The sequence below is a fragment of the Alicyclobacillus sp. ALC3 genome, assembly GCF_028751195.1.
Classification (GTDB): domain Bacteria; phylum Bacillota; class Bacilli; order Alicyclobacillales; family Alicyclobacillaceae; genus Alicyclobacillus_L.
Map to the genome: position 1 here is coordinate 4,553,842 of NZ_CP066784.1, position 12,255 is coordinate 4,566,096.

Below are 12,255 nucleotides of genomic sequence, written 5' to 3' on the forward strand. Positions count from 1 at the left end.
TCGAATACGATACATTGGTCAAAACCAGTATTACAATTTCCAAGATCAGAGGAGCGGGAAGATGTTTCACGTCGTTGCCAGTTTGGCTTGGCTTTTGGCTGCATGGAAATGGGGAGACCGGCGGAATTGGCGGCAGTATTATTCCACCATACAATTTATTATCATTGGCGATTTGCTCTACAACCTCTTCGCAGACGAGCACCCAATGTGGCGATATGCACCCACACCCATCCTACCGAGCCATACTACGACAAACCTGCTGGTCATTTTTGTGATTTATCCTGCGGTAGGGTTGCTGTTTTTAAGTCATTTTCCCGGCAAGAGCATATTGAAGCAAGCAAGCTACTTTCTCGCTTGGGCGGGGCTTTGGTCCAGTGTTGAGTGGATCACGTGGCTACTACACTTGATCACCTATCACAACAGATGGAGTTTTTGGTACTCGATTCTGTTCAACGTAATGACCTTTTTTACGCTGCGCCTTCATTATCGGAACCCTCCCTGGGCTTGGCTCATGTCAGGCATTGTGATAGGTCTCCTTCTGTTCCACTTCCGAGTTCCCATAGGCACGTCAAAATGATTATCGACTGAGGCACCTTGAGATGCCAGTGTGCCCAGACCGAATAGCCATTGGTCAATCGTCTATCCCAGGTAACTGACATCAAACATACTGTGATGGAAGTCAGCCGATGACCTTAAAATGACCCACCCATCACCTTGACCTGATCCGCCCTGAGGGGCTTGGAGGCGAGACCATGAACTTCATGAAAACTTTACGACTCGGCTCCACGGTCGTGAGCATGGCTAGAGATCCGAATGTCCACTTCTTGGCCAGAGGTGCTTGGGGAGGGATGAAGCGGCTGGGTGGCATGATGTTTAAGAAAAAATCTGCTTCAAAGAGCACCGTTTCTCAGGCATCGCCCGCAACAATTCAACCTGATGCGTCTGAGCGTCCTTCAAAGGTGGCGAAGCGTCGTAGCCATATGCACGCTAAGCATAGCTCTTCACCAAAGTCGAGGATACGGAAGCGAAGCACAAAAGCTCGCAGCAAGTCGTCTTCCAAACGTAAACCTGCTTCTTAGATGGCTTAAAATCCGTCACATCAGTGGAGCGGACTATTCCCGAAGATAAGGCTCCGTACGTTGAATAAGTTCCTTGAGTGCTGCCGCATCAAGGGCATAGGCTTCCTTTGCGGCTGGATCCTCCGTTTGAAGAGCAAACATTTCCATGTCGGCCTGCGCTTTCTTCAAAGTGGCGGCTACTAAGGGGCGTACTTTTATCTTCGCCTGTTTGATATCGTCAGCAAACAGGTCAACATATACACTGCCCTTGGCATCAATTTGAGCCAGGAAAACGTCACGAAATTCCATCGCTCCCTGCTTCATCAATTCCCCAAGAAGCCATTCTTTGGTATACCCCAGATAATCTAGCGTGCGTTCCATCACATCACCGTCGATCACGACGATACGAGGTTCCGTTTCATTCACGACCAATGTTCCTTGCATCCTTGCCGTGATCGGTTGATCCTCTGTTTTCTTGAGCACACTCACTTTTCCGTTTGTTTCAAGCACAGCAAATTCCACATGGGCCAAATTAAACAGATTTTTTTCCCTCAAAAGTTGCATCATGTCGCCGACCGTCATGTGTTCCCGATGCAAATTCTCCTGAAGGATTTTTCCCTGCTGAATGAGAACTGTCGGCCCACCGTTGATAAATCGACGGAACCAGTATGATTGTTTGCTGATCCAGTTAAGCATCAAGGGAATTACCGTCCATACGATCAGCCCCTGTATTGCTGTGGTTAGGTTCTGATTCTTGTCGATTGACAAACTCCCAGCAATATTCCCAATAGTAATGCCGACAATATAATCGAGCGTTTTGCAGATTCATAAGCCCTTGCAGGGCAAGGGATGAGAGGGCATAAAAAAGGACTTCACCCCAACTTGGAGAAGATTTCAAGTGACCAAACAAGAAACTCTCAAGGAGGGAAGTCCACTTGTATCTTCTCCAAAAGCCCCTGTTTTCCTTTGAGCAATGGTTAGAAATTGAGTCCAGTGAGCGATTGGGTCTGTTCTTTACAGCACTCGACCTTGAACCCTACGCCAACAAATTGAAAAGTGCGTCACCCCATGGCGCCAAGCCCATCAATCGAGAAGCAATTTTACGTGCTCTGCTGGCGGCTCCATTGGAAGGCATATCGACGTTCACTCGTCTCCATCAACAGCTGGACAGAGACCTAAGATTTCGGTATCAGTGCGGCTTTCGATTGGATGAGCGGGCACCATCAATTGCCACACTGAGTCGGGTGTTCCAGGCTGTGGTTGAAAAGGAACTTGCGCAGGAACTCTTCACTGACCTGGTCAATCAGTGCAGAGAGTCTGGCATCATCAATGGTGAGCATATCGCAATCGACAGCACGGCGATTGGCGCCTACGAGAAAAAGTGCCAAAGTCACGCAGTCAGCATACCGGCGATGCCAATTGGGGTGCGAAGTACGATACCTTCGGTAACAAGCTAACGTGGTTCGGGTACAAGGTCCACCTTGCCGTGGATACTGCCAGCGAACTGCCGGTTGTCTTGGATGTTACGCCTGCCAACGTATACGACGGTGAAATGGCGGTACCGTTGATGAAGAAAATCCATGAACACGGTTGGCGATTCAAGTTCGTCATGATGGATGCCGGATACGACCAGGTCAAGAACTACGAAGCTGCTCGCAGTTACGGTGCGCAGGCAATCATCGCAATGAATAAGCGAGGCGAGAAGGAGCCGCCAGCCGGGATGGCTTCGGACGGAACACCTCGTTGCTCGATGGGATACGACATGGTTTACTGGGGCGCAGACAGTGATCGATTAAAGTTCCGTTGCCCACACGCCGTTGGAAAAATAGACTGCCCACTTGGGATTGCAACTTGCTCGGACTCCAATTATGGAATGGTGGTCAAGAAGATCGCCGAAGATGTCCGGCGTTACTCAAATCCCCACCGAAACACGAGAGGTTGGAAGGAACTCTATAACGAGCGAACATCCGTTGAACCTGCAACTCCCGGATCAAAGAACATTTCACGATGAACGACATGCATCTGCGAGGCATCCGGAAAGTTACGGCTTACGCTTACATCAATGCAATTGTCTTACTGGCATCAGCGGTGGCTGCGAACGTAGCACGCAGTATGACGAAGAGTGCCTGAGGCGAGATGAACGCTAGATATCGACATAGCGAGCCTACCACGAAGGTGCGCTAAATACATAAAATGTAATTTATGTCCGTTACGCCACCATCAAATCGATTTTTCCTTCGTTCAAATCGTCATTCTGCAAAACGCTCAATCAAGTGATTAATGTTCAATTGACCTCTGGAGGAAATTAGAAACAAACCCCGAATAAAAGACACGAAGAGACAAATTAGGCGTTCTTCTCGTGTAGGGAGACGTTCCGGGGCAGGTACAGCAGGTAAGTCGCCTCTTCGTCATTTTGGCGGAGAGGTTTTTATGATGGGTGGGGGTGTTTTAGGTGAATGCAAATATCTTGCGTGCGTTCTGTCACCGCTCTCGCGAGTGGTCAAGGGCCACAAGGGGCATGGAATTATTCCAAATGGCCGCCATAGATTTACGAAGGTTCGCTGACGCTGACGCTGACTCTGGATTTTTTGTATATCGAAAACGAGTTCTGACAAACGGCGTAACTCCGCAAACTCCGACTGTGTACGCATCGTGGGGCGTGTTTGCAAGCGATGAAAAACGATTGCAAACCGATGTTGACCAAGCCCTAGGTCAGATGGAGTTGCTACATCCGCTCATGGAACGGTGGCTGCTTATAGAAGATATGCCACCCGATTTACAAGAGGCGTGGAAAGGGTATGGGTTACTCGAAGTGGGCGTCTGGCCGCTTGTATCACGGGAACAGATGAACGGGGCGATTATAGTGGCCCGAACCAAACCCACGTCAGGTCGGCTCACAATAGAGACAGGGACAGCCCTGATGGATTCGTGTGCGGCTTGCCCTAGACTTGATACTGACTGGAAGGATCGCCGAAGAGGCGAGTCAGCGTGACCTCCTTAGGGATTGTTCAACCGCAGAGGTTTAGAAGCACGACTCCCTCAATTACTACAAGATTGCGAGGCTTCCGGCAACCAGCTTGTGTTTGGTTTGCTCGATATGGATGACCTGAAACAGGTTAATGACACCGAAGGTCATCCGTCGGGGGACAATGCACTGCGGCAAATAGCTGGTATCATTAGTCGGAACGTACGAGTTGGTGATCTGGTGGCTCGATTTGGTGGAGATGAGTTTGCCGTGCTCATGCAGTACGACAAGGCCGACGCATTTGCCGCTATGGAAAGGATTCGGCGGGCAGTTGAGGAACAGTCGGACGGGCTTTCGGTTAGTGTAGGAGGGGCCGTTTGGGGAATCGAAGGCGACTCCTTGGAGGAATGCTATGCGATAGCCGATGAACGGTTGTACGACTGTAAGCGGCTTGCAAAGGGCAATATGAGCGTATAGATTTCACGAGAAGAACTCGGTAAACTGGAGATATATTGCAGTGGACGGCGGTGACGTGATGAGTTTGACAGATGAGTTGAGAGTATATTGTATCCAATGTAGGCAGTTGCGCGAGAAAAATGACCTTCATCGAGTTTTTCAGACAGGGTTTCATCAGAGCAATGGTGTGAACTATCACATGGCTACCTGCAACACATTATGTGATTCCCATAAAATGGTCGGTGGGGGGTACGCCTAACCCTCGCAGTACAGAGTAGTTTTCGTGCCCCAAGGCAGTCGGAACTATGCTGCTGAATATCGCGCTCGGTTTCATTCTGCCTTGGTTTCTTGGTGTCTTTCTCTATCGCAATCATCCTCTAACAGTCCTCACATAACAGTCCTCACAGTGGCCCCTTTTGCCTCCGTTGTATCATTCTTGATTAACGCTGTTGGATTCGGCTTGGAATGGTGGAATCTGGCCCCATACACGCGCATAGAGACGTTTTCTGCATTGCCGCTCAACATGGGCTTGTATCCGGTTCTAGGGTGCTGGTGCATTGTGTTGATTCGGCGATTCGGAAGGTCAATGCTTCTGTTACTGATTTTCTCAATAGGTACAACACTGCTCGAAGGCTTTGCCGTTTTACTGGGACATGCTAGCTACGGAAACGGCTGGAACCTCGCGTGGACATTCATTTCGTGCTTGGTTGCATATGTGGCCTTGTATCAGTTTTACACGCCCGTTCGGCATGTGTTGACGGAAGTCTGGTCAAAATACGAGGCGTCGACTCGGTTCGACAAATGGTCGAACTCAAAGCTGATACGATAAGTCGGTACCAAACAAATACCGAGTAAATGGGGTAAGGTTTTGGGGGATTTATCACCAAGAGAGTATGTTTTGATGCGCCTAAAGGAAGCAAAACTGCCGATAGATGTTGTCCAAAGGATTCTGAAGCAGCTTGGATTCGATGAACTATCGGACGACGAACGGGAGAAAATTTTGAATAATGAAGGCTGACTACGAGTTGCACACATGGTGGATGTGAATCCCTGAACGCCCTTTCGGCCACGGTCACTTTAAGGACGTTCGGAGTTTAAAATTGACTGCACCCTGATAAGGTTTACTTGGTAAAGTATCAGTGATCAGGGAGATTCAAAGGGATGCCTGTGTTGTTGAAAGCACCCCTGATAGGGAATCTTTTCAACAGGATATGCCTTTCTCCCACAACTACACCACATAGACGGATATGGACATTCAGAAGCATGTTCCTTCCCGCACTCGCAAACGTAGCGGGTTGCAGGTATCACTTTAAGAACCGTGGTCACGCTACTGTCGATTGGCTCGGCCTGTTCAGGAGTCCACGTTGGCGGCATCAATTGGACGCCGTTCTCGTGGAAGGGGAACTGAACAATGATGCGACCGTTTTCCGTTTCACATTTGCGCCATTTTCCGTAATACTTGATCACGTTGCGAGGTGATGCGGATTCGACGTAATAGACGAAATCTGTGTTTCGTCCGTCCTGAGGATGCCCAACAATCCTGTACCATTTGAAAAGTTGATGTTTGCCCACTCACATCCCTCCCGCGCCATCGCGTGTTTCGAAAATTTTCTATCAAGTATGTGTGGACAATTTTAACATATGCACAAGCCGATTGGGATAACCTTCACATAGTTCTGGGGTTCGAGGTGATTTGCATCGCATCACGACCAACCGCTGCTGTCGTCACGCATCGACATACTTTTTGCAACGTCTATGGTATTGTTAGTGCATCACCCTTACCCCATTTTTGGGATTCGCACGTTGTCTGCGAGTCCCACTTTTTATGATGTCTAGTCATGCCCGACAAACTGTGCATCGGCTGTTTCAGTTCATCCTAGAGACGTCCGTTGCACATCCCCTATTGTTACTGACTAGAAACCATAGCCATGTCTTATGGTACGTCCGGAGTTTCATTCGGCTTTACGCACTTTGGAAGCGTGCAAACTCTGTTAGTTCTCCGTCGCCGATTTGAACCGTGTGTTTACTCCTACACATTGAGAATCATGTGTGTGCCCATTACCCTCACGTGTCAGCATATCACCTTTCCACGCGATTTCACTTGTGGAGCCTCTAACTTTCATTCTGAAACGTGGAGGGCAGACAGTGGGTTGAAGCGTTTCTGAAGCGAAATACAGAAAATTCACACCCGCAGAATCACCCATATAAAAAAACAACCTAATCCCAAAGAACTCGCAAGATAGGCGGCTGCCATCCATCTGTTCGTCCGCATCAAGTGCATTGTTTCATAAGACATGGTGGAGAAGGTCGTAAACCCGCCGCAGAACCCAGTGCCAAGCAGCAACCACCACATGGTGTCATGTTGATGCCACCAAAAGTCCTTGAATACAAGGCCAAGGAAACAAGAACCGACGACATTGATGAACCATGTGCCCCACGGAAAGGATGATTCAGATATGCGTGAAATCCATCGTCCTACGTGATAACGAATCAACGATCCCGCTGCTGCACCTACTCCAACATACACATCATAGATGGCCGTCATTCGTATGCCTCCGTTGCATTGTGCGAATCCGACGTTTTATGTTTCGGAATGTTTACTAGGTGCGCAGCAAAATCTCCGAGATGAACAAGGGCCAACCCTCCAAGAACGGTTGCAAATAAATAACCGAGTGCCAATTCAGGCTGGTGATTTGACAATTGCACTAGTTCCAGAGACATCGTTGAAAAAGTTGTGAATCCCCCAATCAGGCCAATACCAATACCTAGTCGAAGCCATTCAGAAATTCCCTTTTCAACCGCAAGGCCGTAAAAGAGCCCGAGCGTGAAAGAGCCTGTTAAATTGATGATCAGTGTCGCCAGCGGGAAGCCTGAGGATAGGTGAATCGTGCTTTCAAGAATGTGCCGGAGTATCCCTCCAACGGCCCCGAATAACAGAATGAACGTTGTCTTCATCGCCTTTACACCCCTTTGTCTTAAAAATCAAAATGGCTCCTACGAACAGAAAATCTGTCCGTAGGAGCCATTATCCATTGCAGGAAATTAAGGTGAGCCCCATCACCCAAAACACTCTCATGGGCGATTATACCACGGTTCAGTGGGGAATATGAAGCGTAAAAATGAAAAGACCCCATGGTATCGTGCACCCATAGGAGTCATTAACCTGCGCGGTTGTTGAAGGCGAACTCCATCGCCTTTGCGTATTCCATTGTCTACTTTACATTATGCGTCGCTTCGTAAGATGACACAATTCGTCGGTTTAATCAGCAGAATGACCACTGTTGCGTGCTCCGGCATTTGAATGCGCGTACTTAGCAGAGGTATGCTTAGTGAAGTGGGAGGAGGTTCAATCTCATGATGCACAATCGTAGAGTTGTCCTTATAGTCGTGGCCGTGACCGTGATTTTACTGGCCGTCGTCCTTTTCTTCGGCGGAATGTTATTCAATCGTTCCCGTGGAGGTTTTGGCACAGGTTCCATGATGGGCGGAGGGATGATGGGAAGTGGGAGCATGATGGGTGGCTCAACGACTTCAAATGGACCTGCAATCAGCAACGATCAGTTGCAACAACTTGTGAAACAAGGAGAAGTTGGCGCGACGATCAACAAGGCCGCGAACACAGTGATCTACACGGGAACAAACGTGAATCTCGTTGCACTGGCTTCTCCACACGGTGTTCCAAACATGACGTGGGAGATTGATGGACTCGTGAACCCAACCATCACCATCCCGGCAGGTGCGATGGTTAATGTGACATTGGTGAATCCAGATTGGGGATACATGCACGGATTCGAGGTCACAACGACTCCGCCTCCATATTCTCAAATGCCGATGATGTCGGTAAACAACGATTTCATGCTTCCTCCCTTGCCTCAGCGCACAACGCAATCACTGGGTACAGCCCAATATTACTCGCGTACAGGCAGCATGAGCTTGTCAACAGGGACATACTACTACCTGTGCCCGGTTCCCGGTCATGCGCAGCAGGGGATGTTTGGTGTGTTGAAAATTTTGTAACTGGAGGGTTTGTATATGTTCCATTACACAGTCGAAACCGACAAAAGCATAGAAGGAGCAGTCCAGTCGGTTGAACAAAGTTTGAAGAACCACAAATTCGGAGTGTTATGGCAGATGGACATTCCTGCCAAGTTACAGGAAAAAGGCGTCGATTTCAATCAGCCATTTCGTGTATTGGAAGTTTGTAATCCCGTAGAGGCGAAAAGGGTTTTGAGCCAAAACAGTCTTGTAGGTTACTTCTTACCATGCAAAGTAGTTGTGTACGAAGAGAATGGTAGAACTAAGATTGGGCTTCCTAGACCAACGGCACTTATGGAGTGGTCAATGATCCGGAATTGCGGGAAATTGCACAAAACATTGAAAATACATTGATTGATGCACTGAATGAAGCGGTGTAAATGACGCAGAACGGTAGTCTGTCTTACACTTCACGCACTAGCTGAAGAAATTTTGGATCAACACGGCAAGGCATTGAAAATGTCTACAAGCCGAAGCAGGCTATCTACTTTGGCCAGCCTCGGCTTTTTCGTCGTGCCGCCTATTCCTTTCACGTATGCGAGTACATCTGAGTAATGTTTGAGTAACAAGTGTAGAACGGGTGTTGCGCGAAGGCAAGTGGCGTTTATGAATGGTTTGAGTGTGATATTGGGCATTTCCTCTGCTGTTGTACTATTCGGTCTACGGCATTTGGTACGCAAGAGGCTGAACAAACATGACTCCAAATGAGCATTCAACGCCGTTGTGGGGGCAAAATGCCTTGTATTCAAACGACGGAGATGCAGCTTTCGGCGAAATGTAATGGGATTTATGGACGCAAACCGCTTGGATACACAAAATCGTTCATTGGAAATCCGACTCTGTAAGCTCAATCTTGAGATAGCATGCTGAATCGAAGGCCAACGCTAGTTCTATGCGGCGTTAATGATGGAGATAAAGGCATCTGACAATACAGCCGAGCGGCTCGACTACAACGAAGTCGGGCCGCTCGGCTTATTGGGTAAGGGTTATTGATATGGGTTCATTCCGTGCATCATTTGAGAAACCTGCGGTGTTTGATAGGCTTGGATCAGGGTCTGGGTTGTGTTTTCTTGTAATGTTGGAACTTGATAGTATCCTTTTTGATTCATAAAACTCCACATTTCGTAGGCCATTTTGTCGCACATGTTGGCACCATTCATGAGGAACGTACGAAGTTGCGGATTCGTACATTCAAGAGCAAATGTTGTCCAAGCCACTGCACCAAATTTATACATGTTTAAGGCAATCGTGCAAATCGAACGCTCGGAGGGTGCTTGGGCGTGAAGATTGGGGCTTGGCATTGAAGGATTTCTGAGTCCTAGTTTCGGCTGTGTAGTCATGGTACTTGGATAGGACGGGGGTATAGACGGCATACCTGCGTGATGTCCTTGCAAGATGCCGACTCCTTGATGGTAGTGATGTTGAATCATTTGCACATGCTGCTCCAACATGTTCTGTAATTTTGTATCTTGTACTTGGCTGCTCAGGAACGACAGTACCTCAATGTTAGCTGACTTTGACATCAATGCTTCGTTCATGCCGATAAGTTCATGTGCTCCGAATTGGCTTGTTCCTTGATACAATGTAAATCCCCCTTATACGTCTTTGTTTTATTGAGTCAATCCTTCTTCGGTTTCCATTGGCTGTATCTCGTTCGTGCTACCCCTTTTGTTTCGCTTGCCTTTAAAGCTTTCTTTCTCCAATTTCTTCAGTTGGTTCATCACCGTGGGAGACTGTACCATGCGACTTTGTGGGCGTCTTGTATCGTCCGGCATAGTTGTGCCACCTTTCTGTTGGAATTGTCATCGTACCCACTTATCATCGGCGATTGATCCATGAGTTATGTAAGGCCACTGGCGGCCAATCGTGGTGATTCGTCATGGAAAGATGATGAACGGAATGGCTACGTGAATTCATTTCGAAATCCGACGTTTAAAGTGGGTGAAGTGCCTGCGTTGTCCATGTTAGGGAAATCCAAAACGAGTCATCCTCTGCAATTGTTTTCAGATAAGTCCATGTTCTCATGGACTACAATACTGACAGTTGCGCATTGTGGGTTGAGGGTATATTTGCTACCACATCGTACATGCTAAAAAGTTCATCGAAGGAAATGTATGGAGGCATGCCTAAGTGCTTTTCGCGCGGCGACATCCCAGCGTCCATAACGTGAAGGAAGCGGCACGGCACGGGATTTCACAGGAACAGGTATATAGCACCGTTCGGTTATCGAAGCGTCTGTCGGATAATGTGAATGCGCTACATCAAATTTTTAGCACATCAGTTGACGTGGTGTTCTATCCCTTCACTTTATTTGACAACCGAGCGGCTTATCTCGTCTACATTGAGGGGTTCGTGGATTCCAAACATATTGCGTCGGACATTCTTCGCCCACTCACACGATCAAGGGTGACAAAGTTACAGTACCCATCCAGAAAGGCTTCTCTCCATGAACTTGTGCATTCCTACACGACCGTTCCTGAATCGCAATTTGCTTTCAATCTCGGAGATGTCTTAAAACACATCACGGAACAAAACGTAGTCCTGCTTGTCGATGGCGAAGTGGAAGCGGCAGCTTTGAGTGCGGTGTCCCGAAGAGAGCGGGCAATTGAAGAACCCAGCACCGAGGCTGTAATCCGTGGCCCCAAGGAGGCGTTCAATGAAAACATTGGTACTGGAATAGGCTTAATTCGTAGACGCCTTCCGACTCCGAGTTTCAAAATGGAAAATCTTACGATTGGGACTTATACGAAAACACGAGTCACGTTATGTTACATCGAAGGTATTGCAGACCCTGCGATTCTTCAAGAAGCGCGTAATAGGTTGGGGAGAATCCAGATTGACGGAGTGCTTGATTCAGGGTATTTGCAGGAACTGATTGAGGACAACCCTTATTCGCCATTTCCGCAAATCCAAGAGACAGAACGACCCGATGTGGTTGTCGCATCGTTGCTGGAAGGGAAATTCGCGCTCCTTGTGGATGGCAGTCCTTTTGCATTGGTAGCCCCGATCAACTTGTGGAGTTCACTACAAGCCGCGGAGGACTATTACGGACGATACATGATCGTTGCCTTTCTACGGTTCCTGCGCTATTTGTTTCTAAATTTTGCCCTCATCCTCCCGTCATTGTACGTAGCCGTCACGACTTTTCATCAAGAAATGTTACCGACAAAACTACTGTTCTCCGTTGCAGCCGCTCGTGAAGCGACTCCGCTACCGGCGGTGATGGAAGCCCTGATCATGGAATTGTCTTTCGAAGCCTTACGGGAGGCAGGGATTCGCCTACCCAAGTCCATCGGGTCGGCCATTAGTATCGTCGGAGCACTTGTGATTGGGCAGGCTGCCGTGGCCGCAGGAATTGCCTCTGCGCCGATGGTTATTATTGTCGCCATCACCGGGATTGCTTCCTTCGTCATCCCTCGATACAACTTCGCCGTTACCATCCGCATGTTACGGTTCCCACTAATCATTCTGTCTGGAGTCTTGGGGCTATTTGGGCTTGTAGCCGGGTTAATTGCCATTGCGCTCCACGTGTGTAGCTTACGGTCGTTTGGTCAGCCCTTCATGGCTCCAGTAGCTCCGATGAACAAGAGCGGGCTACTCGATACGTTTATTCGAGCACCATGGTGGGTCTTGAAAAAGCGACCGGAAGAAACGGCAAAGGCGAATCGAACACGGATTACCGACTCCACTCGCCCGAATCGTCGGCTACCCGATCCGAATCAAACGTAGACGGAGGAAAAT

Annotated in this window: 12 protein-coding genes, 1 pseudogene and 2 riboswitches; of the genes and pseudogenes, 8 read left to right on the forward strand and 5 right to left on the reverse strand. The window is 48.4% G+C overall.

The features are described from left to right. Window positions 1-61: 61 nt before the first annotated feature. Window positions 62-577 carry a CBO0543 family protein gene (locus JC200_RS21395; protein WP_274433748.1) on the forward strand — a complete coding sequence of 172 codons (516 nt, stop codon included), beginning with the start codon at window positions 62-64 and terminating at the stop codon, window positions 575-577. 175 nt (window positions 578-752) lie between these two features. Continuing rightward, window positions 753-1,079, forward strand: coding sequence for a hypothetical protein (locus JC200_RS21400; protein ID WP_274433749.1), 327 nt, complete (start codon window positions 753-755; stop codon window positions 1,077-1,079). A 33-nt stretch (window positions 1,080-1,112) separates the two neighbouring features. Here JC200_RS21400 and JC200_RS21405 read toward each other — a convergent pair whose 3' ends face one another. Beyond that, on the reverse strand, window positions 1,113-1,826 hold the full coding sequence (locus JC200_RS21405) for a DUF421 domain-containing protein (RefSeq protein ID WP_274433751.1): 714 nt from the start codon (window positions 1,824-1,826) through the stop codon (window positions 1,113-1,115). 167 nt (window positions 1,827-1,993) lie between these two features. On the opposite strand from JC200_RS21405, the pseudogene JC200_RS21410 reads away from it, so the two are divergent. From JC200_RS21410 to JC200_RS21420, 3 genes and pseudogenes are all read left to right on the forward strand, one after another. Beyond that, window positions 1,994-3,188: pseudogene (locus JC200_RS21410) on the forward strand (transposase). 388 nt (window positions 3,189-3,576) lie between these two features. Next, on the forward strand, window positions 3,577-4,050 hold the full coding sequence (locus JC200_RS21415) for a hypothetical protein (RefSeq protein ID WP_274433752.1): 474 nt from the start codon (window positions 3,577-3,579) through the stop codon (window positions 4,048-4,050). A 12-nt stretch (window positions 4,051-4,062) separates the two neighbouring features. Next, window positions 4,063-4,500, forward strand: a complete 438-nt coding sequence (locus JC200_RS21420) for a GGDEF domain-containing protein (protein ID WP_274433753.1) — start codon at window positions 4,063-4,065, stop codon at window positions 4,498-4,500. A 1,122-nt stretch (window positions 4,501-5,622) separates the two neighbouring features. Here JC200_RS21420 and JC200_RS21425 read toward each other — a convergent pair. The 3 genes from JC200_RS21425 to JC200_RS21435 form a co-directional block, all read right to left on the reverse strand. Beyond that, window positions 5,623-6,051, reverse strand: a complete 429-nt coding sequence (locus tag JC200_RS21425; RefSeq protein WP_274433754.1) for a hypothetical protein — start codon at window positions 6,049-6,051, stop codon at window positions 5,623-5,625. 610 nt (window positions 6,052-6,661) lie between these two features. Next, on the reverse strand, window positions 6,662-7,024 hold the full coding sequence (gene crcB / locus JC200_RS21430; RefSeq protein ID WP_274433755.1) for a fluoride efflux transporter CrcB: 363 nt from the start codon (window positions 7,022-7,024) through the stop codon (window positions 6,662-6,664). Then, window positions 7,021-7,434, reverse strand: coding sequence for a fluoride efflux transporter FluC (locus JC200_RS21435; RefSeq protein ID WP_274433756.1), 414 nt, complete (start codon window positions 7,432-7,434; stop codon window positions 7,021-7,023). The genes crcB and JC200_RS21435 overlap by 4 nt, the downstream gene beginning before the upstream one ends. Window positions 7,435-7,488: 54 nt before the next feature. After that, a riboswitch (Fluoride riboswitch) is annotated at window positions 7,489-7,550 on the reverse strand. A 71-nt stretch (window positions 7,551-7,621) separates the two neighbouring features. Beyond that, a riboswitch (Fluoride riboswitch) is annotated at window positions 7,622-7,683 on the reverse strand. Window positions 7,684-7,833: 150 nt separating this feature from the next. Between JC200_RS21435 and JC200_RS21440 the strand changes: the two genes are divergently transcribed. Together JC200_RS21440 and JC200_RS21445 are read left to right on the forward strand one after the other, a co-directional pair. Next, on the forward strand, window positions 7,834-8,496 hold the full coding sequence (locus tag JC200_RS21440) for a sulfocyanin-like copper-binding protein (RefSeq protein WP_274433758.1): 663 nt from the start codon (window positions 7,834-7,836) through the stop codon (window positions 8,494-8,496). 15 nt (window positions 8,497-8,511) lie between these two features. Continuing rightward, a complete protein-coding gene (locus JC200_RS21445; protein ID WP_338000187.1) occupies window positions 8,512-8,868 on the forward strand; it encodes a DUF302 domain-containing protein in 357 nt (118 codons plus the stop codon). Window positions 8,869-9,500: 632 nt separating this feature from the next. Here JC200_RS21445 and JC200_RS21450 read toward each other — a convergent pair. Then, window positions 9,501-10,097, reverse strand: coding sequence for a spore coat protein (locus JC200_RS21450; protein WP_274433760.1), 597 nt, complete (start codon window positions 10,095-10,097; stop codon window positions 9,501-9,503). A 547-nt stretch (window positions 10,098-10,644) separates the two neighbouring features. Here JC200_RS21450 and JC200_RS21455 point away from each other — a divergent pair. Further along, window positions 10,645-12,243 carry a spore germination protein gene (locus tag JC200_RS21455; RefSeq protein WP_274433762.1) on the forward strand — a complete coding sequence of 533 codons (1,599 nt, stop codon included), beginning with the start codon at window positions 10,645-10,647 and terminating at the stop codon, window positions 12,241-12,243. The last annotated feature ends 12 nt before the right edge of the window (window positions 12,244-12,255 follow it).